Here is a 21174-nt window from a genome sequence, read left to right as displayed (position 1 = left end):
AAAGAATATGATGTTAGATAGGTTAAGTTTCTTTGTGACAAATTTCGCACTTTTTTGCCGTCCATATTCGTGAAGTATTTCACAATCATTTATTTCTAATAAATTTAATCTTAATAGTGGATAGTAAGAAAAGGTATAGTGAGATTTGTTCCATGTCTTCATATTTTTTTTATAAAAAATTTCAATATAAAAGGTGGATGTGATTCATTTGAAAAAGCCAAGTATAGTTATTTTAGGTGCAGGTTACGGTGGATTGGTAACAGCTGTTCGTCTTCAAAAAATGATCGGTGTTAATGAGGCCGAAATCACGTTAGTAAATAAAAACGACTATCATTATGAGTCTACATGGTTACATGAAGCTTCAGCAGGTACATTGCCGGCTGATCGCACTCGTTACAAAATTTCCGATGTTATTGACCGCAACAAGGTTCATTTCCTACATGATACGGTTACAGGTATCAACCGTGAAGCGAAAACTGTGGCATTGACCAAGGGTGGAGAAATCTCTTATGACTACCTAGTAGTTGGTCTTGGTTATGAGGCGGAAACATTCGGAATCAAAGGCTTGAAAGAGCATGCGTTCACAATCGCAAACTTAAATGTGGCACGTAAAATCCGTGAGCATATCGAGTACCAATTTGCTACTTACAACACAGAAGCACACCGTCGTGACGACCGTTTGACTATCGTTGTTGGAGGAGCTGGATTCACTGGTATTGAATTCCTAGGAGAACTTGTTAACCGTGTTCCTGAGCTTTGTCAAGAGTTCGATATCCCTAAAGAGAAAGTTCGTATCGTCTGTGTGGAGGCAGCACCAACTGTTCTTCCTGGATTCGACCCAGAACTAGTAGAATACGCTGTAAACACGCTAGAGCGTAAAGGCGTAGAATTCAAAATCGGTACTGCGATCAAAGAAGCAACAGAAGAGGGAATCATTGTTGCAAAAGACGAAGAAGTGGAAGAAATCAAAGCTGGTACAGTCGTTTGGGCTGCTGGTGTTCGTGGAAACCACTTGGTGGAAGATTCCGGATTTGAAAACATGCGTGGACGTGTAAAAGTAGATCCTTACTTACGTGCTCCTGGACATGAAGATGTATTCATTGTTGGAGATTGCTCTCTAATTATCAACGAAGAAATCAACCGTCCATACCCACCAACTGCACAAATCGCGATGCAGCAAGGAGAAGTATGTGCGAAAAACCTTACAGTATTGGTTCGTGGCCAAGGTGAACTGCAAACATTCACTCCAGATCTAAAAGGAACGGTTTGTTCTTTAGGTGAAGATGATGCAATCGGAGTAGTATTCGGTCGCAAAATCTGGGGATCCAAAGCTTCCTTCATGAAGAAAATGGTTGATAACCGCGCTCTTTACATGATCGGTGGAGCTGGACTAGTCATGAAAAAAGGTAAATTCAACGTACTATAAGATAAGTTTGTAAAAGCTGCACTTTCATCCAAGTGCAGCTTTTCTCTGTGTGTAGACAAAGTAATCTTATATTAAAAAATGCAGACCTTGTTGATCGGAGTGGAAGGCGCGAAGACTCCTACGGGGGGAAGGGACAGGGGAGACCCCGCAGACGAAAGCCGAGGAGGCTCCCGGACCGCCCGTGGAAAGCGAAGCGCCTGAAACGGAGATCAACAGTTAAATGCAAATTGAAAAATATATGAGGTTGTCAACAATAGACTGGTAAAAGCTGCAGCTTAACCAAAGTGCAGCTTTTCTTTTTGCCTTTTTTCCTGATAACATAATAAATAGATAGAAACGGGGGATGGTTATATGGGAAAAAGAGATAATGTCTGGCTAGCCGTTGCCGGTATCGTCATAACGGATGATGGCAAATGGCTTGTTGTAAAAAAAAGCTACGGAGGTTTGAAGGGGAAGTGGTCCTTTCCGGCAGGGTTTGTGGAAGCGGATGAGACGGTGGATGAAGCCGTAAAGCGAGAAGTGTTGGAGGAAACAGGAATCAATGTACAGGTGGAAGGGCTGATTGGAGTACGTTCTGGTGTTATCAAGGAGAAGATTAGCGACAATATGCTCCTGTTCTTATGTACACCACTCAATGCAGATGTCGTCTATCAGGAAAGTGAACTATCTGACGCCGCCTTTAAATCAATGGAAGAACTGGAGAATGATCCCGATTCCTCCTTGCTGATCCACTATTGCGCCAAGCTTACGAACCTATCTGTTTTAAAAGAAGCAAACACGATGAATCCGGGTCAGATATTCAACTATAGCTCATACAAGTTATTTTTCTAATAATTCTGTAAATTTAAGAAAAAGATAGATATAAATAGATTGGATGAGATGTATTCGCTTACATCAGCCTTTTCAGTCGATTTCGTCCCTTTCCTTTTCCCTTGGAAGGATGTTATATTATCAGAAAATTAAATTAAATTCTGTTTTGAGAAAAATCATCTGGAGGGATAAGGAATGAAAAATCAACTGCAAACAGAGAAAAAGGATTGCCCGTATTGTTCTGGTAAAGGATACTTTCAGTTACTGCTAGGCGGATCGGAAACTTGCTCCTGCTGTGGAGGAAGCGGAAGAAAATAATCTGGATTAATCACAATCGCGACAGTTCTACGATAGGTCAATTATGACGTATTTAGGACAATTGCGATTGTGTTTTTGTTTGTCCGCCAAAAATAATTGACTCATATCAGCCCTTTCAGTACACTAAGTAAAGATGTGTAATGGAGGTGCTTGGTATTGAATATACCAATTTTACTTATATCTGTTGTCTTGTTCTTCGTACTTTTCTTCGGAATCGGATTCCTTTTAAATATGTTATTACGCATGTCCTGGATCATGGCCATCATCTACCCGTTGGTATGTGTGTGGATCATTGCACAGGATGATGTAAGGCTGATCGATTATTTCAGACAGCCTGGTACTGCTTTTTCAACTCTGGGTTCAGAGGTCGCTTCTTTGCAGGTTGCCGATGTCACCATTCTGGTAAGTGGCTTTCTTGGTGCGATCTGTTCTGGTATTGTTATTAGAATGCTTCGTAAAAATGGATATCAAATGTTTTAATGTTGCAAGGAGAATCGGTTATGTAACCGGTTCTTTTTTAGTGAAAGGAGCCGTTAAAAAAGCGACGTTTACTGGAAAATAAGGGTGTAAAACACACTAATCTCACAAATTAGGAATACTTTTTCTGAAAAGAGGGAAGGAATATCTTGTGAGAGGAGTGTGAATGTATTACATGAAAACGGCGAAAATGATATGCAGAAGATCAGTAATAGTGGTACTTTTTGTACTTGCATTGTCTGTAACCTTCCAGTCCATATCAGGGGTAGAAGCATCTACCATTCACAATTGGCTAAAAGAGAATAATATATATGCCACTGATGGACAAGAAGACGAGGAAGATGGCCTTTTCAAAAAAATTGGTCTAGACTTTAAACAACTGAATTTCTTATCTGCTACACCTACACTGGTTTCTGCAGAAGAAACGGTAGAAAAGCCAGTGACACTCGAGGAACTGGATTGGGAGCAATACCCCACACATAAGGTACATGCAACAGGTTATACAGCAGGGTATGAATCAACAGGAAAGAATCCTGGTGACCCAAGCTATGGAATTACATATTCAGGACTTAAAGTCAAAAGGGATCTCTATTCCACCATTGCAGCTGATATCAATGTCTTTCCGATAGGGACAATCCTATTCATCCCCGGTTATGGTTATGGGGTGGTTGCGGACATTGGTGGTGCAATTAAAGGGAATAAAATAGACTTATATTACGATACAGTGGATGAAGTTTTCAATGATTGGGGTAAGCGTACCATCGATGTTTATATTGTTAAAAAAGGCGATGGCACATTGACTGAGGAAGAATTGATGCAATTGAACGAAGAAGAAAGCATGCAGGTGTTCCGTCAGCAGTATAAAGGGGACAAGGAGTAGCATGAAAAAAAGCCGTACCTTCAGGGTGACACCTGATGGGACGGCTTTTTATTTAGGCGCTGTTAAACGTCGCTGTTGATTTCCGCCCTGGGCTTCGCTTTCCGCGGGGCACTTGTGGAGCCTCCTCAGCAAGCCTGCGGGGTCTCCGCTAAGCAGCTACCTCCCGCCGGAGTCTTCGCCCGTGCTCCAATCAACAGCTAAAATATCGGAAAATATCAATAGCCTACTTTAACAAAGAAGTGTTCCCTATTTCAATAAAGAATCTTCTCCCGTGTAGGGCGGATAGCTGGTGGGGTGCAGGAGGGCAGCAAGCTTCTGAAGTCCCATGATCAGCCTTGGGGAAGGCCTGCAATAGAGACTTTCCTCCAGCACATGTATTTGGGAGTCCTGAACAGCGTTGACCTTGTCGGCATTTTCCCGTTTCATCACATGCTTTGGGTTCATCTTTGCTTCCTTTACACCAACCCAGATCATACAGATTGCATCTGGATTTTTCTCCACCACTTCAGCCCATTCTGTCTGGTAACTGGCAACTTCTTTATCAGAAAAGATATTGAGCCCACCTGCCAGCAAACTTATCTCTGTCAACCAATTGACATTACCGGGAGTGAATATTGGCTTTGGCCACCATTCCCAATACAAGGTAGGTTTATCGATACTTGCTGCAGCACACTGTTTGTATGTATCGATGATTGCCCCCATGGAGGAAGCAACCTCGTTCGCTTTGGCAGTGGTGTGTGTCAGCTCTCCTACCGTCACTAAGTCACGCATGATATCTTCAAGCGATTGTGGATCAAGGACGACATGAGGGATCTTGCGTATTTCAAGCTCCTGAACGTTCCGCTCCATTCCCGGCACACTTAAACTTGCCAATACCAAATCAGGCTCCAATGCTTCGAGCTTTTCCATATTTATGTTCAAATCGGGCCCAAGCTTCGGTAGACTGGATACCTCTTCAGGCCAATCTGAGAAATCGTCCACTCCGACAAGGCTGTCCGTCAGTCCAAGATAATGGATCAGCTCCGTGTTGCTTGGGCAAATTGATATAAGACGCATCTTCTTTCACCTCACCTAAAAGACTTGAACAAAGTAATGCAATACCAGAGTCAGTAAAATACCTGTAATCGCACCAAAAAATACTTCAATCGGTTTATGGCCAAGCAATTCCTTCAAATCTTTCACTTTCTCCTGCTCATCCATATTTGGCCACTTCTTGGTCTCTTCCACAAAACGGTTGAAATCTCCAACCAATTTGTTCAATACGGTCGCTTGCTCACCGGCATGTCTTCTGACGCCGGTTGCATCGAACATGACAATGATGGCAAATACGGCAGCAACTGCAAAAATCGGAGAATCCAGTCCTGTTTCGAAAGCAACGCCTGTAGCCAATGCGGTTACGGCAGCAGAGTGGGAGCTTGGCATCCCCCCGGTACTTGTGACAAGTGACCAGTCAATCCTCCTTGTTGCAATATATTGAATTGGTACTTTTACAAATTGTGCAAATCCGATTGCTGCCAATGCAGCCCATAAAGGAAAATTAGAAAATAACTCCATCTGATAGAATCGTCCTTTCTCTGCGGTTGTTTCTATTACTATACCCTTTCTTCTGAGATGTAGCACTTGGAATGGAAAGAGTATTATATATAAACAATTTTCTTATTATTATGAATCATAATACCGGATTTGTTAAGATGAATATAGGACAAATTGATTAAAGGGGAAGAAAAAATGGTGATATACCCGGAAGAATATTATGAATTCTTTATTTCCTTCAATGAAGGGGATTATTATACCTGTCACGATTTACTTGAAGAAATATGGATGACAGACAAAGAGAATTACTTTCTGAAAGGTTTATTGCAAATGACCGTAGCCATCTATCATTATGAATATGGAAATGTCAAAGGCGCCCGGTTAATGATGGAGGCAGGAAGAGTGTATATTCAGAAATACCGGCCAAGACATTGGGGAGTAGATCTGGAAAAGGTTCATCACTTTATCCTCCGTTGCATTGAAATTATGCCAAAGAATATAGATCGTGTCGCATATGAAGAGGTATCTACCTTACCATTGTTGCCATCACTTGTCCTTTTCCTAGAAGATGATTAGAAACTCGAAATATTTTCATAAGTTCGATATAATAAAACTAGAATAAGCTGGAGGTGCACAAATATGTTTGTAGTACATAATGAAGAGAAGTTTACAGAACAACAGGAGGCAATTGTAGTCGGCCTATCCGAGAAACATAGTACATTGAATGGTTTGGTAGGAGAGTTGGATGGACTATTGGAAGGATATCTGACACAACTGTTGAAAGATGGCGACATATCTGCAAAAAAAGGAAAGCTTGCAAGAATACATACGTTTGGGAAAACCTCCTATAAACGAATTTTTGTAGTGGGTACCGGCCGTGAAGAGAAACTCACTTTCGTAGATCTGCGTAAAGTTTTCGGTAAAGTCGGAAAAACGATTCAAGAATCCAAGCTTGGTAGTGTTGTAGTAGCATTGGATACATTTGTAACGGAGGATGTGGATGTATTCGACGCTGCTCATGCATTAGGGGAATCCATCCCTTTGGCAACGTATAAATATGATGGCTACAAACAGAAATCCAACGAACCGGAAGTGAAGCTGAAGCAGGTTGTATTACTGACAGATAGCAATAAAGAAGAAGTGGAAGCCAGTGCCCATGTGGGGTACGTGTATGCAAAAGGGACAAACAGTGCCCGTACACTTGTAAACCTTCCAGGTAATATGCTGACTGCAACCGACTTGGCAAATCACGCTGCCGGCTTGGCGGAGAAATACGGTTTCGAACTGGAGATCCTTGAAAAAGAAGAGATGGAAAAGCTCGGAATGGGTGCGTTGCTTGCGGTGAACAAAGGGTCTGTGGAACCTCCTAAGATGATCGTCCTGAAGTACCAAGGAAAAGACGACTGGACAGATGTAATCGGATTGGTTGGAAAGGGAATCACCTTTGATACAGGCGGATATTCCATCAAGCCTAAAGACGGCATAGTCGGCATGAAAACAGACATGGGAGGAGCGGCAACTGTACTCGGTGCGATGGAAGCAATTGGCGAGTTGAAGCCGGATCAAAACGTGTTGGCAGTCATCGCCTCTACTGACAATATGATCAGCGGTAACGCCTTTAAACCGGATGATGTCATCACTTCCATGAGTGGTAAAACAATTGAGATCCTGAATACCGATGCTGAGGGACGTCTTGTCCTTGCGGATGCCGTAACATATGCCAAGCAACATGGTGCCAACTATCTGGTTGATGTTGCCACGCTGACAGGAGGAGTCATCATTGCACTTGGACACCATACAACAGGGGCGATGACAAACGATGAAACATGGTTTGAGGAAGTATTGCAAGCATCCCATGAAGCTGGGGAGGAAATGTGGCGCTTGCCAATTTTCGACCATGCAAAAGAGCGTGTCCGCAGCAGTAAGGTAGCGGACTTGAACAACTCACCTGGACGTGATGGCCATGCTATCTTTGCCGGAGCATTTATCGGAGAGTTTGCCGAGGGTACTCCATGGGTACACCTGGATATTGCGGGTACTGCAACTGCGAAATCTGCTTATGACCTTGGACCGAGCGGGGGTACCGGGGCGATGGTAAGAACGCTTGTTACCTTGGTGGAGCGTTTTGGCCAGGTGGAAGAGGTATAAGGATTTAAATATTGAGCTAGGTTAATGCGCATCCTAAGGATAGGGTGCGCATTATTTTTTGCGCCTATTGATTTTCTCCTCCTCGGGCTTTGCCCTGTGGGGTCTCAAGATTGTCGCTACTTCCCCGCAGGAGTCTACGCCTTTTGCTCCAATCAACAGCTAGAAACCAACTCATTATCAACAGTCAACTTTAACAGGGCCATTTTTAAAAAAGTTCCATCTCCGCTTCCTGACTTTTCCGTTGACACCAATTCCCAACCTATGTTATTTTATCTTTATGCTTTTTCGCTCTAATTCTCTAATGATTTAATTAACTAAAGTAAATAAAACAGCATGATATATAAAAGAAAGGACGTCTTTATTATGAATGCAGTTATCATAGCCGTTTTGGTTATGCTCACACTCAGCCTACTTAGAATAAATGTTGTACTTGCACTTGTTACTGGTGCTTTTATCGGTGGAATGGTTGGAGGGTTGGGCCTTGAAACCACGATTAACACATTTACAGAAGGGTTGGGAGGAAATGCTGCCGTTGCACTTAGCTATGCACTATTGGGAGCATTTGCAGTGGCCCTTTCTAAAACAGGACTTCCTGATGCACTGGTGGAAGGTGCAATTAGGCTTGTTGGAACAAAAGAAGATACACGAAAAAAAGCATTATCCAAAGTACTTATCCTACTTATTCTATTAGCGGTATCCATTATGTCACAGAACGTTATTCCTGTTCACATCGCGTTCATCCCGATTTTGATTCCGCCATTACTTAAAATATTGAACGAACTGAACATAGACAGAAGGCTGACAGCGACCATCATCACATTCGGTTTAACAGCGCCGTACATCCTACTACCAGTTGGATTCGGAGGAATCTTCCACGATATCCTAAGAACGAACATGGGGGAGAGTGGATTGGATATCAGTTTGTCCTCCATCCCGACTGCCATGATTATCCCGGTTGCGGGTATGGTAGTGGGACTTTTGATTGCAGTATTCTTTAGCTATAGAAAGCCTAGAACCTATGAACAGAAAGCTATCGCAGATCAGGAAACGGCTGCCTATACGAAGAAATCACTCGCATTTGCTTTATTGGCGGTGGTGATATCGCTCGCTACGCAAGTTTACTTGACAGAGGTGGTAGGGGTACAGGGAATGATTTATGGCTCACTAGCTGGCATCATCATCCTTTATGCAGGCGGAGCGATGAAATTTAATGAAACGGATATTATTCTAACATCCGGCATGCGCATGATGGCTTTCATTGGATTTGTCATGATTGCCGCTTCCGGTTTTGCGAGCGTATTAAGGAAGACAGGACATATTGAAACATTGGTGTCATCTTCTGCTGAATGGATTGGATCCAATCAACTTATGGCCGCGCTTGCCATGTTGACAGTAGGCCTTCTAATTACGATGGGGATTGGATCTTCCTTCTCCACCATTCCAATCATTGCTGCAATCTTTGTACCATTGTGTGCAGAGCTTGGTTTCAGTGCAATGGCGACGATTGCGATTGTCGGAACAGCGGCAGCACTTGGTGATGCCGGCTCTCCTGCATCAGACAGTACCCTTGGCCCGACTTCCGGTTTGAATGCAGATGGACAGCACAATCACATTTGGGATACATGTGTCCCGACTTTCTTACACTACAATATCCCATTGATTATCTTTGGCTGTATTGCAGCAGTCATTCTATGATTACCTATACAAAAAAAGCCAGGCTGCATATCGTTGCAGCCTGGCTTCGTTAATTATGCAGCCTTTCGAGTGTATGGGGCCTTGTTTGTTTTATTTACGACGTAATACAGTTTTGTAGCAATTATTCCACAAAAAATGGTGAAGACAAAGTCTTTGATGGCAAACCATACCATTGTCAGCCATGCTGTTGAATAAGCCATGTCAGCTTCTAACACATAATTGACGATCATGTACATATAATTTGTTCCAATTAGATACATAAGGATGATACCTACAAAAGATGCAAACAAAAATGTTCCAGTTTTAGGTTGTGCCTTCTTTTCCACAATCAAACCGGCAACGAAAGCGGCAATGACATAAGATAAAAGAAATCCGCCAGTTGGTCCAATGATTGAAGCAAATCCAGAGCCGAATGAGGCAAAGACCGGCGCGCCTGCAATCCCTACCAATAAATAAACAATCATGGAAATGGCACCTAGACGTGAGCCAAGTAAAATACCTGCAAGCACACAAAAGAATGGCTGCATAGAAAGTGGAACATTTCCGATTTGCAGAAATGGAATCCAAGAAACAATGTTCGCCCCAATTGCCATTAATGCTACAAACATTGCTGCATACGTGATATCTAATGTTGAAAGTGAACGTTTCATAATGTAAACCCCTTTGCTGTATGTAGTTAACAATAAAATAATAATCTAAAAGTCTAATAGTTGTCAACATCATTTTAATAGCGGTTAACATTTCCTGCGATATGTGATTGGACAAAGAAAAACACTTTTCCTGCAGTAGGAAAAGTGTTTTTTTTATCTTTCCGATTTTCTGTAACCTGCTTCAATGGCTGCCTGCTCGCTATCAAACCATTCTACTGCTTTGGTAACATTATAGAAACGGCCTTCTGGTATATGATAAATCAGTTCGCCTTTGGAATTCCGATTACCTTTTATTTTACATGCTTGTACACTTGTGGCTTCCGCTTTTTTCTTGGCACCGAATTTAGAAACCAGCGCTCCTCCCATTACTCCACTAAGTATAATTCCATTTACTAAAAGGAACTTGTTCATTTATCTTCTTCCTCCTCATTTAAAAAATAAGTATAAGTACAGATTTACCTTTTTATACCCTAAACGGAAATGCCTATAAACATATGCCTTTTTCAAGTGGAAAAAAGCACCTTCTCAGCGTTGGTGTAATCCATCACACTGAAAAGGTGCTTTTGTATGGGTGTGCTCTATAACAACAACCCAAAAGCTTAGTTAAACATAAACTTCTTCGTCCGGAATTTGACACTCATTACAATTCCCATGGCAATCATATTGGTTAAGAGGGCGCTTCCTCCATAGCTCATAAATGGAAGTGCAAGCCCGGTAATAGGCATGAGTCCGATAGTCATGGCAATATTCTGGAATATCTGGAAAGCCAATAGTCCGATAACCCCTGTTACAAGGTAAGTCCCATAAGGATTATCACAGCTGATGGCAATAATGATTAAACGGTAAATCATAATGAAGTAAATGGAGATTACTAGGGTAGCTCCGATAAAGCCGAATTCCTCCCCGATGAGGGCGAAAATGAAATCCGTCTGTACCTCTGGTATCCGTCCGCTCTGGGATTGGACCCCTTCGAGTAATCCCCGTCCTGAGACTTGGCCTGAGCCTATTCCCTTCAAAGCTTCCGTAAGCTGAAAGCCGAATGACGAGGCATATTCTTCGCGACTCAACCATCCATAAATCCGTTCCAACTGGTGAGGTTTGATGAATTTGGAAAAAAGCTCAAAATGATTATTGTGCAAATAAACAAGCATTGCCAAGCCTGCAGTTGCAGTTCCGCCGAGTAAAGTAAGTATCCGCCATGAGGCTCCGCTGATGAAGATCATTGTCACCATAATGGCTCCTACAACCAATGCCGTACCCAAATCAGGTTGAAGTAATATCAACCCAAAAGGCGGCAAGGAATATATCAGGATTTTTACAACAACACTAATTGGCGTTGTAATCTCTAATTCGTGTTTTTCTTTTGCCCATTTGTAGATGACTCCAGCAAGCACAATGATCAGAAATATCTTCATGAATTCCGAAGGCTGTAAGAGAAAGCCTCCAAGGTTGATCCAACGCTGCGAGCCGTTTCGTACCGTACCGACAAAGTGGACCGCGACCAGTAGAATAAGTCCAAGAAAGTAGAAGGGTAGGGCAAGGTTTTCCAAAAGTTCATAATCAAAAAACGTAATGGCAAACATGATTCCTATCCCGATGATGTACCAAACGATCTGCCGTTTCACAAAATAATACGGGTCATTGACAAAGTATTGACCCGACGCACTATAAACAGCTATTAAACTGATAATAAATAGTAAAAACAGCAGAAATAACAGCGTATAATCAATCCGACTATACTCTAGCTTGTTATTTTCTGTCCCCATGTTGATTCTGTCTCCTCTCTAGCTTCTCTCGCAATGGTGGCATGTTTCGATAAGTGGACTAGAATACCTGCTGCATAGATGGTGATGAGCAGGGAAGACCCCCCGTAACTGATGAATGGCAGCGTAATACCTGTTATCGGCAATAAGCCGCTTACTGCTCCTGCGTTAAAAAATACTTGGCTGCTGATCTGAAAGGTAATACCGAATGCAAGCAATTTTCCGAAAGGATCTTTCAGGGCAATCCCGATTCTTACTCCGCGTACGAGAACAATCAAGTACAGCAGAAATAGAAAGAGAACTCCCAATATCCCTAACTCTTCGGAAATGACTGCAAGAATAAAGTCCGTATGAGCCTCAGGGAGATAACCTAGCTTATGGATACCCTGTCCAAGGCCTCTTCCCATCAACCCGGCATCTCCAATTGCGATAAAGGAATTAACCAATTGAAAACCGGTGTCAGACTCATTACCAAATGGATCAATAAACGAGGTGATCCTTTTCAATCGATAGCTGGCAGTCGTAGCCAAAATCATGACAGCACCAGCTGCAACTGTACCAAGCATCAGAATATGTTTCAGCTTTGCGCCGGAGCAGATCAAAATTGCTCCGCAAGCAATCAATATGGATGTTCCGGTTCCTAGGTCAGGCTGTAGTAGGATAAGGAAGAAAACAAGTGCCAAGACTGCCAAAGGAGGTGCTACACCTTGTTTAAATTGGTGGATATATGGTTGTTTTCTGGCATACACTCGTGCAAAATAGATGACCATCACCAATTTGGCTATTTCGGAAGGCTGGATGCGAAATCCTAGATCAATCCATCTTCTTGAACCATTAACATCGACGCCGATAAACGGAATCAAAACGGCCAATAACATAAGTATGATTACTCCGATGAATAAAGGAGTAAATGTATCATAGAATTTATACTTGAGCATTATTGCCCCGATGAACACGGGTATTCCAATAATAAGCCAGTCTTTCTGTTTGTTGAAGAAATAAGCATAGTCTTCGTGGTTTTCATATCCAAGCAGCATGCCGGCACTGTAGACCATAATCAACCCATATGTACATAACAGGACAATGGCTGTTATCAGTATCCAATCGAGTTTTTTGAAATTTATCATTCACTAGTACTCCTTTTAAAAAAGGCTGTTTTCGTATCTTTTTAGATTCAGCAGAATTTTAGATTTACCGGCAGATGAAAAGAATCTCCCAATGTAATTATACAATACAATAGCATTACAAAGATATTGGGAATATGTGAAACTTATGTAACATGGAGAATGTTATCTTTGTTTTTCTTTCTTACTTCCTGCAGCCTTTCGTTCCAGGTGTTCGCTTTCCGCGGGGCGGTGCTTGAGCCTCCTCGGCAAAATCCTGTGGGGTCTCAAGTCTACCGCTACCTCCCGCTGGAGTCTCACCCCTTGCACTGCAGGCAACAGGGGAGACTGTTTTGTGAAATGTGCAAACAAAAAGAAGCTAGTTGTCGTTAGCTTCTTTTAAGTATTTTCTGATGAAGAAAGCATCTTCCATTGTGGGAGCTGTTGCTGCAAATTCCAATGCAGGTTTTGTCCTGCTTACACATCTGATGAGAAGCTTATCTTTCATACGACCCGCATATACAATCAAATGACGCTGTGAGAAGTCTTCATAGTGTTTATCATGGACTTCCCCAGTCCAAACCGTTAAGGGAAGCCCGTGTTTCCACAGTGTTTTACTACCGAAAAAGCATACATTTCCTTTATGCATCCATAATACGTCATGGCACACTTGGCCCCATTCATTTAATTCATGGGTGGCCACAAGAATGACACAGTGTGGGGCAAGCTTTGCTATATAGTTTAACAAACTTTTCCGTTCGTGGATATCCAAGAAGTTGAGAGGTTCATCCAGAAATACATAGTTGGGCTTCCCAAGAAATGCTTGTGCCAATGCCAAGCGCTGCTGCATCCCCTGGGACAGTTTTTTTATTTTTGTTTTTTGTACATCCTCCAAGTGGAAAACGTTCAGCAATTCCTGGGTCTGTCTGGTGGAGAAGTCTTTTCTTAATCCTTTTAGCTGAGACATGTACATAAGAAGCTTCACTGGTGTGAAATCTGGATATAGCTCAATACCGGTCGGGACAAAGCCTATCTTGCTTCTTACTGCTGCCAGATTTGAATCCATCGTGTTCTGGTGGTAGGAAATGGTGCCTCTTGGGGCCTTGTTGGCGGTAGCCAAGAGGTGCAGGAGGGTCGACTTTCCTGATCCATTATTCCCGACAAGAATGGTAATTCCGTTTTGAAGTGTTAAATCATCAATTTTCAATGAAAAGTTTTTATATTTCCAGAGTATATCTTGGATCTGTATCATTTAATCGCCTCAATCTAACGGAACATGGTTTGTAATTCCAAGCTTTTTTTGTACGAGAGGTATAGAAGTAATGCACCTAGAATAACAAATGCTCCCTGGATACCGGCTACTTGGCTATACGAAAATTGGATAAGATTATATGAGTAAACCTGGTAAATAGATCCCGCAATCATCATTCCTATCCACGACACCATGCCCAATGCAAGACCGTATCTTACACCTTTTCGCATCATTACATAAGCGATGATTCCGTAAATCAGTATGGCAGGTGCTAACCAATGTAGCAAAAATGGAAGCAGTATAAAATGTTCCATATTAAAGCTTAGATAAATGGAACTGACAAGCCCCATAATTATGTTCATGGCAAAAATGATTACCATGCGACTAAGCATGAGTAAAGCAGGTGGGAAAGGAGTAATTCCCTCTATTGTCCTCATTTGCTTGTTCCATGTTTGATACGTGTAGAAAACCCCTACGAGCATGGATAATGGAACGGTAAATTGATAGAATTGGGTTGCTTCTGTTATATATGAGTTGGATGAAAAAAGTGTCAGCATGACAAAGATCAATGTACTGGCCACCCAAAAGTGCCACTGGTAGAAAGAGATTTGTGCTTTAAGTTGGGAAAGCATGCTTGGTGGTTGGATCATTCCTTCTGCATATTCCTCGGCAGATTCTTTTCCAATTTCATCAAATGCCGGCTGCAAAGCAGCAAGTAGCGCTTTGGTGTCTTGACTGGATGGCGTTTTGACAACGTATGAAGAAAACATGTCTTTCATTTCATCTTCTAGTTGATAAAGCTCTTGATCCTGATTGTGTTGTTCCTTCATTTTTCTCCGCCTCCTTTTCCGCTTCTTTCGATAATACCCCTTTAAGCTTCTTTAATGCATGGAACAAATTTGACTTGACCGTTCCTAGTGGTAAATCAAGGATTTCAGCAATTTCTTTGAGCTTCATATCCTGATAAAATCGTAATGTAACAATCTGTTGCTGCGTTTCCGACAAACTTTTCAAGGAAGCCAAAATCTCTTTTCTCGTTTCTTGCCGTTCGTATATTTCGATGACGGAAGCCTGTTGGTCCACCGTAACAGGCATATCCTCTTTTGCTGTATCCTCCGAGCGATATTGGGCGCTTCGCCAGTAGTCCTTACAAATGTTGGAAGCGACCCTGTAGAGCCAGGCTTTCGGATAGGTTGGTATCTGTTTGTTCTGCAGCTGTTTTAATAAACGGATAAACGTTTCCTGAACAACATCTTCCGCTTTTTTTGAATCCCTCAACAGCCTTTCAATATATTGATATATTGCTACATGGTATCGGTGGACAAAAGCTTCAAAAGCCGCTTGATCTCCATCTGCCATCTGTTCAAGGAGCTTTTCATCACTTATCACTGCATTCCCCCACTTTCAAACGTGCGATTCCAATAAATCATCCACTCTTTATGGGTAAACGATTCCTTGTTATTGGATTGAACATCTTGATAAACATCTTTCAATAATTTTTTTACTTCTTCCATATTCCCTTTTTCTATCTCTTTTGCAACCATCAGCACCACCAGTTCATTTTGTTGTAGATGATGCGAATGGATAAGGTCATCAAATTTCTCTAACGTTGTCATTCCACCTGATGAGGACATCCAATTAATATGGGAGACAGTGGAAAGATAATAGAATTGTGTTCCATTGAATTGATCGAACTCTTCCCATTCAAAATCATAGAAGTCCTTATACAGAACAAGAAGATACGATTCGGCAACGGACTTCATCACAGAGTCCTCCGAATAATAGGTCGAATGGGAAGATCGGTGACCGAACAGCATGAAGGAAAGCAGTTGAGCTTTCAAGTCTGTCATTGTATTGTTAAATACTTCTCCGTCGGTGGTCTGTACATAGGTCTGAACGCTGTCATCAAAGAACACCGCTTCATCGAAATGGTTGAAATAATAAGTATCCGCCCCGATAAAGGAAAGGGAAGGGATGTAGGCAAGCTTCATGTCGTATTGGAAAAATTCTCCCAACCAACTTTTGAAGTATTTTTTTACTTTTGTCATATCCGAAAGCTCTTGTTGAAGACTCTGGATGTTTTCGGTATGTGCGATGATGGAAAAAGGTAAATCATCCTCTTTTTCCACAAGGCCTTTGTTCGAAAGAAGTGTGATCCCTTTTGCATTCTCACTGGTGTAAATTTGAGAACCGTTTGCTGTAGTTTTGTATTGATGACTGGTACCAAAAACTTTATGATCAAAGTTCTTCAACTCCACGTTAAAATCTGATACGGGAAGTTCTTTGTTTAGCTCTATATGCCGGTTGAATTGGATGGTATTAATATAGTCCTCCACTTCAGCTTGAATAACAGTATATACCGGATAATCTCCCGGAAGCGGGTACCACCCGATATAGGATGGAAAATACATATCGTCATTATTCAGAAACGCAAAGTACCTTTCCCTGCCATAGACATGTCCCCATTCATTGAGGTTTCCCGAATAGATGACTTCTAACCTGTTTGTTTCCTGTTGCTTAATATCAGGAAGGGTAATAAGGTGATTTTCTTTCAGGAAGTCTGTTTCCACTCCATTCCACCAAACCGACTCCACTTCAAAAGTGGGATAGAGGCTAAAATGGAATGGGTGTTGTTCTCCGTTTTTAGGTATAATCATCTCTGTGTGAACAGCAACCTCAGAGTTGCCCAATCGTTCCATTTCAATCGAATAGCTATCCACATTATAAAATTCCCCTACTGTATCCAAAAGTTCTTCACTTTCTGAATCAATATGATCGACGGCACCCACTCTCAACCTGTCATAATGTCCTAACCGGTCAGCCCAAAAGGAACCGTAAGGAAAAAAAGAGGACACGGTCAGTACTGTTACGAGACCGAAAAACGCCCATTTTCTATTTTTATATGATGATATCCTGTCTGTAGAAGACTTGATTATCGTTATTGCCAACAAGAAAAGACTGAAAGATAGTACAAACAATTGGGAGTAGGTGGTTTCTCTCCTCGATAATCGGTATCCCCAGTCATCAGAATGGGAGACATCCAGAAAAAATTGATTTAGATGGAACGTTTTCAAAAAGTATAGATGATATCTCTGAATGATATAGCCTTCCATGAAAAAGGTCCCGAACATCCAAGCACAAAATACGATGATATAGACTATTCTGTTGGAGATGAGCACGGCTAATACCATCCCTAAGGCGACGGAAACGCCATAGGATAACTGGCTTTGAAGTGAAAGGTTCAATCCCTGTTCCACCAAATAGGGAAAGTCTCTCCCGAAGGAAGATCCTTGCCACAAAAAAGTGATAAAAAAGATCAATGTAAAAATACTGCTATATAAAACAAGTGCTAAATATTTTGCTAGAATAATGGACAAATTGGAATTCGGTAATGAGTTCGTCCAGTCCAATAGAACCGTTTGTTTCTCCCTGCGGATAGCCAAAACACTTGCCAAAAATATTACCCCTAGTGAAAGTGTATGGCCAATTGCGAGAAATTCATTATTAGCTTTGAAAAAACTGGAGGCGTACTGTCCAATATAATTTGTGCTTGTTTGATTATGATTTGTCATCCAAATGGTCATTCCAATACCATAGATGAGAGGTGCTATAAGGAAAAACCAATTCTTAAAAATGAATCTGCCTTCCAATTGCAGTTGTTTCAAAAATTTCATGAGCAAGTACCTCCTAAAAGGGCGAGGTAGCCGTCTTCCAAACTAGGTTCAAGCATTTTTGCTCCATTAAACGGCTTTTCTTCTGCTAAAACACGTGCATGTACGGAACTTCCACGATGTTCTGTACAAAGAATGGTATCTTCTGCCAGGTTTTCTAAGTATCCTGATGGAACGATACCTTCCCAAACCTTGCAGCACGCTCTTTCTTTTAATTGATCAACGTTTGCGTCCATGATCAGCTGCCCTTTTTTTAAAACTGCTATTTCATAACAACTGCTTTCTATATCTGTCACCACATGGGTGGATAGAAGAATACTTTTGTTCTGGCCTTCCTTGGATAATAGGTTACGAAAACGTAGCCTTTCCTCCGGGTCCAGTCCTACGGTCGGTTCATCCAATATGACAAGTCTCGGATCACCCATAAATGCCTGCGCTATTCCGACACGCTGCTTCATCCCATGGGAAAAAGTTTTAAGTTTATCATTGGCTTTGGAAGTGAGATTTACTTCGTTTATCCAATGAACAGTTTGTTCCCGGCGTTCCTTCCTATTGGACACACCCTTCATCACTCCAACAAAATCGAGTATTTCCATAGGTGTCAATTGGGGATAGACATGGAAATGCTGAGGCAGGTAACCGATCACTTTTCGCACTTTTTCAGGATGAGAATTCATGGAAAGAGAGTCAATTAGAACATCGCCATCTGAAGGTTTCATCAAGGTAGCCATGATCCGCATCAGAGTGGATTTTCCCGCACCGTTGGGTCCCAATAGTCCAAATATCCCAGTGGAAATTCGCAGGTTTATAGAAGAGAGCGCTAGATGCTGTTTATATGTTTTGGATAGATTGCGAATTTCGATCATGGTGAAACCTTCTTTCCTGTTTAATCCTTCACTAATTATAACGAAATAGAAGGGAAAAGGTTTAAGGTGTGAGAGGAAATTTTAAGAAGGAGAGATTTACCAGTGAAATTCGGATAAGAATTCTGAATTTTTTTCAGTAAAGTGACTGATGGCATATTTATTATATAATTACTTTCGAAAGCGTTTTCGTTTCGAGAGAGGGAATTATATGACAACTATTTATGATATTGCAAAGAAAACAGGTTTTTCTATAACCACTGTTTCAAAAGTACTTAATAATTATATCGATAGGACTTAAATTCCTATTAGGAAGCATGGATGGTGTTTCTAAGAAAAAACATCACATCGACTTCCGTGAGGTGAAGCTAGAGGCAAAGGGTGCAAGAGCTTTCCTAGAACAACTCGAAGGTACAGATGAATAGAAGATAACAAAGAGAAGGATTACAGACAATAGCCTGTAATCCTTTTACTCATCCCCACCTCAAGGTTATAGTAAGATGGCAGCAATCTTTCCCCTCCACTTCAGATGTCATGTTCAAATTGATTCCATCTGGGTTGAAATCAACTTCCACGCCGGAATGAACACCTGTCGATATCAATAACTGGGAAACTTTCTCCTTATTGCCTTGTTGGGCAGCACCCATAACTTCCGATGCGAACTGCTTGGAATCTGACAGCTTTTTCAAGATGATGCTGGCCTCTTGCATCAATTGCTGCATCGACTCTGCTGACTCTGCAAATAGAGTTGCATCAACTTCGGGATAAACACGAACAAGTGGCCTTGGCAGGATGGGGGTGTACACTGGAAAATAAACATTTTGGGGATAATAGACAGGTCGGTGATAGGAACTTCGATAATAATACATGACGATCCCTCCATTTTTCATCGGTAATGTACTATATGTACATTAAAAGTGGATGGAGAGTTGTCATTTGTTTATTTACTTTTGGTCACGCAATTGACTTAGTACTATTTTCTCCCACATTTTCCAAGGCAGTAACCGTTTTGCAATAAGGGAGAGCTTCACTCCTTTCCCAACCGTATAGCGGAGAGTAGGGGTATTCTTCATGGTCGCTATCCTTAACACGCATTCACCGACTTCAATTGGATTTCCATAGGACTGGCGATCCTTTTGAAGTCTCTTATTCATATTTGTGAACAGTTTCAGATAAGGAGAATCGTGCTTGCCAGCTTTCACGGACATATGAGTGCCAGTGGACCAGATATTTGTTTGAAAGGATCCTGGTTCAATAAGGACTACATCTATCCCGAAATCCCTTAGCTCCAGCCTCAGGCTCTCACTGTACCCCTCCAGGGCATATTTCGAGGAGGCGTAGGGGGATAGACCCGGGAAGCCGATCAATCCACTGATTGAGCTTATATTGATGATTCTGCCCTTTCCTTGGTGCCTCATTTTAGGAAGGACCAGATTAGTAACCCTCATCACTCCGAAAAGATTTGTTTCAAACTGGAATTGATATTCCTCGGTAGTCAACTCTTCAGCAAATCCTGCTACAGCAAAACCCGCATTATTGATGAGCACATCCACTCGGTCTAGGGCGTGGATGTATTGGCCGAATCTAGTCACGGACTCTTTGTCTGCAACATCCAATAGAGCAATGGATAGGAGCTCAACTTCCTTTGGCGATAATCCTTCTAACAAACCAGGCTTCTTTGCTTCATCTCTGATGGTTGCGACAACATGATATCCTGCTTCTAGGAATCTTTTGGTGAATACTTTACCGAAACCTCCGGATGCACCGGTAATGATAACAGTCTTTTTCTTCATTGGAATCAGTCTCCGTTTCTTTTGCATTAATTGGCAACAAGTTTGTTAGTTTACCTTTTTGAAATAAAAGGAATAAAACCTATACAGCGAGAATGTATTAGTAAAGTTCTTTTCGGTTGGCGTATGAAAGTAAAATGGCTTCATACAGAAAGAAGGGATCACATGGACCTGACCATCATATTTGATATTATAAAAGACTATGGGTATATAGGGTTGTTTTTATGGCTTTGGTTAGGCATGTTCGGAATTCCAGTGCCGAATGAAGTGTTCGTAAGTTCCATAGGCATTGTCGCGCAAAAAGGGATACTCCAAACGACACCTGCATTATTGACTATCTATCTTGGGGTGATAGCAAGTCTGACCACCTGTTATCTCTTGGGGCGTTGCCTGGGGGAAGGTGTGTACTCGAAGCTTGAGAAAAACGATAAAATTGAAGCCTCCTTTGCAAAAGGGGAGGAATTATTAAATAAATATCATGTATTTGCATTATGTATTTCTTATTTCCTGCCTGGGGTTAGGAATGTTGTCCCTTTTTTGGCCGGATTTATGAAACTGCCATACTATCAGTTTGCCATAGCCGCATATACCTCTGCAATTGTATGGGTCACGACTTTTTTCTTTATGGGGAGGCTCGTGTGGAATCATGCACAGCTACTTGTCCTATACAGGGTCGAACTACTGATAGCCGCTTCTGTCTTCCTTGTACTGTATTTTGCTTATGATTGGTACAAGAAACAAAACGACCCCAGTTTCATTTTACAAAAATATCGTTAACGTATATGTTAGACCGTC

The 21174-nt window shown here is 41.7% G+C and carries 22 protein-coding genes and 1 pseudogene; 10 read left to right on the top strand and 13 right to left on the bottom strand.

Annotated elements, in window-relative coordinates; translation table 11 throughout:
* The first annotated feature begins 199 nt into the window (after window positions 1–199).
* The 5 genes from AB685_RS07000 (at window position 200) to AB685_RS06985 (ending at window position 3911) form a co-directional block, all read left to right on the top strand.
* A complete protein-coding gene (locus AB685_RS07000) occupies window positions 200–1426 on the top strand; it encodes an NAD(P)/FAD-dependent oxidoreductase (protein ID WP_047969881.1) in 1227 nt (408 codons plus the stop codon).
* A 351-nt stretch (window positions 1427–1777) separates the two neighbouring features.
* On the top strand, window positions 1778–2257 hold the full coding sequence (locus AB685_RS06995; protein WP_047969880.1) for an NUDIX hydrolase: 480 nt from the start codon (window positions 1778–1780) through the stop codon (window positions 2255–2257).
* A 174-nt stretch (window positions 2258–2431) separates the two neighbouring features.
* On the top strand, window positions 2432–2554 hold the full coding sequence (locus tag AB685_RS31210; protein WP_157860702.1) for a YuiA family protein: 123 nt from the start codon (window positions 2432–2434) through the stop codon (window positions 2552–2554).
* Window positions 2555–2704: 150 nt separating this feature from the next.
* Entirely contained in the window at window positions 2705–3034 is a 330-nt protein-coding gene (locus tag AB685_RS06990) for a YuiB family protein (RefSeq protein ID WP_047969879.1), read from the top strand.
* Window positions 3035–3206: 172 nt separating this feature from the next.
* Window positions 3207–3911, top strand: coding sequence for a 3D domain-containing protein (locus tag AB685_RS06985; protein WP_047970343.1), 705 nt, complete (start codon window positions 3207–3209; stop codon window positions 3909–3911).
* Window positions 3912–4157: 246 nt separating this feature from the next.
* Here the strand turns inward: AB685_RS06985 and AB685_RS06980 are convergent, their stop codons facing one another.
* Together AB685_RS06980 and AB685_RS06975 are read right to left on the bottom strand one after the other, a co-directional pair.
* Window positions 4158–4967, bottom strand: a complete 810-nt coding sequence (locus AB685_RS06980; RefSeq protein ID WP_047969878.1) for a cobalamin-binding protein — start codon at window positions 4965–4967, stop codon at window positions 4158–4160.
* 15 nt (window positions 4968–4982) lie between these two features.
* Complete coding sequence (locus tag AB685_RS06975; protein WP_047969877.1) at window positions 4983–5465, bottom strand: divergent PAP2 family protein; 483 nt, start codon at window positions 5463–5465, stop codon at window positions 4983–4985.
* A 174-nt stretch (window positions 5466–5639) separates the two neighbouring features.
* On the opposite strand from AB685_RS06975, the gene AB685_RS06970 reads away from it, so the two are divergent.
* The 3 genes from AB685_RS06970 to AB685_RS06960 all read left to right on the top strand — a co-directional run bounded on the left by AB685_RS06970 (window position 5640) and on the right by AB685_RS06960 (window position 9287).
* Window positions 5640–6020 (top strand): DUF309 domain-containing protein, encoded by a 381-nt coding sequence (locus tag AB685_RS06970; RefSeq protein WP_047969876.1) that lies wholly within the window; start codon window positions 5640–5642, stop codon window positions 6018–6020.
* Between the two features lie 63 nt (window positions 6021–6083).
* A complete protein-coding gene (locus AB685_RS06965; RefSeq protein WP_047969875.1) occupies window positions 6084–7592 on the top strand; it encodes a leucyl aminopeptidase in 1509 nt (502 codons plus the stop codon).
* Between the two features lie 363 nt (window positions 7593–7955).
* A complete protein-coding gene (locus AB685_RS06960; RefSeq protein WP_047969874.1) occupies window positions 7956–9287 on the top strand; it encodes a Na+/H+ antiporter family protein in 1332 nt (443 codons plus the stop codon).
* A gap of 53 nt (window positions 9288–9340) precedes the next feature.
* On the opposite strand, the gene AB685_RS06955 is transcribed toward AB685_RS06960, so the two are convergent.
* The 9 genes from AB685_RS06955 to AB685_RS06915 all read right to left on the bottom strand — a co-directional run bounded on the left by AB685_RS06955 (window position 9341) and on the right by AB685_RS06915 (window position 18592).
* Window positions 9341–9937 carry a biotin transporter BioY gene (locus AB685_RS06955; protein WP_047969873.1) on the bottom strand — a complete coding sequence of 199 codons (597 nt, stop codon included), beginning with the start codon at window positions 9935–9937 and terminating at the stop codon, window positions 9341–9343.
* 153 nt (window positions 9938–10090) lie between these two features.
* On the bottom strand, window positions 10091–10348 hold the full coding sequence (locus AB685_RS32485) for a hypothetical protein (protein WP_047969872.1): 258 nt from the start codon (window positions 10346–10348) through the stop codon (window positions 10091–10093).
* Window positions 10349–10536: 188 nt separating this feature from the next.
* The gene (gene rodA, locus AB685_RS06945) at window positions 10537–11703 is read right to left on the bottom strand and encodes a rod shape-determining protein RodA (protein WP_047969871.1); all 1167 of its coding nucleotides are present in this window, start codon (window positions 11701–11703) and stop codon (window positions 10537–10539) included.
* Window positions 11679–12827, bottom strand: a complete 1149-nt coding sequence (ftsW, locus tag AB685_RS06940) for a putative lipid II flippase FtsW (protein WP_047969870.1) — start codon at window positions 12825–12827, stop codon at window positions 11679–11681. The genes rodA and ftsW overlap by 25 nt, the downstream gene beginning before the upstream one ends.
* A 355-nt stretch (window positions 12828–13182) precedes the next feature.
* Entirely contained in the window at window positions 13183–14055 is an 873-nt protein-coding gene (locus AB685_RS06935) for an ABC transporter ATP-binding protein (RefSeq protein WP_047969869.1), read from the bottom strand.
* Window positions 14056–14069: 14 nt separating this feature from the next.
* Complete coding sequence (locus AB685_RS06930; protein ID WP_047969868.1) at window positions 14070–14885, bottom strand: hypothetical protein; 816 nt, start codon at window positions 14883–14885, stop codon at window positions 14070–14072.
* Entirely contained in the window at window positions 14836–15444 is a 609-nt protein-coding gene (locus AB685_RS06925) for an RNA polymerase sigma factor (RefSeq protein ID WP_047969867.1), read from the bottom strand. Before AB685_RS06925 ends, AB685_RS06930 begins: the two co-directional genes overlap by 50 nt.
* Complete coding sequence (locus tag AB685_RS06920) at window positions 15441–17729, bottom strand: ABC transporter permease (protein WP_047969866.1); 2289 nt, start codon at window positions 17727–17729, stop codon at window positions 15441–15443. The genes AB685_RS06925 and AB685_RS06920 overlap by 4 nt, the downstream gene beginning before the upstream one ends.
* The gene (locus tag AB685_RS06915) at window positions 17726–18592 is read right to left on the bottom strand and encodes an ABC transporter ATP-binding protein (protein WP_047969865.1); all 867 of its coding nucleotides are present in this window, start codon (window positions 18590–18592) and stop codon (window positions 17726–17728) included. Before AB685_RS06915 ends, AB685_RS06920 begins: the two co-directional genes overlap by 4 nt.
* A 208-nt stretch (window positions 18593–18800) precedes the next feature.
* Here AB685_RS06915 and AB685_RS30190 point away from each other — a divergent pair.
* Window positions 18801–18881: pseudogene (locus AB685_RS30190) on the top strand (LacI family DNA-binding transcriptional regulator); the annotation flags it as partial.
* A 181-nt stretch (window positions 18882–19062) separates the two neighbouring features.
* On the opposite strand, the gene AB685_RS06910 reads toward AB685_RS30190, so the two are convergent.
* Both AB685_RS06910 and AB685_RS06905 read right to left on the bottom strand, forming a co-directional pair.
* Window positions 19063–19458 (bottom strand): hypothetical protein, encoded by a 396-nt coding sequence (locus AB685_RS06910; protein ID WP_053073747.1) that lies wholly within the window; start codon window positions 19456–19458, stop codon window positions 19063–19065.
* Window positions 19459–19533: 75 nt separating this feature from the next.
* Window positions 19534–20382, bottom strand: coding sequence for an SDR family oxidoreductase (locus tag AB685_RS06905; protein WP_047969864.1), 849 nt, complete (start codon window positions 20380–20382; stop codon window positions 19534–19536).
* Between the two features lie 123 nt (window positions 20383–20505).
* Here AB685_RS06905 and AB685_RS06900 point away from each other — a divergent pair, with 123 nt between their 5' ends.
* Window positions 20506–21156, top strand: coding sequence for a DedA family protein (locus AB685_RS06900; protein WP_082153544.1), 651 nt, complete (start codon window positions 20506–20508; stop codon window positions 21154–21156).
* The last annotated feature ends 18 nt before the right edge of the window (window positions 21157–21174 follow it).

This window comes from Bacillus sp. LL01 (genome assembly GCF_001037965.1).
Note: the sequence above shows the minus strand (reverse complement) of the source record. Positions and strands in the feature narration are given on the sequence as shown.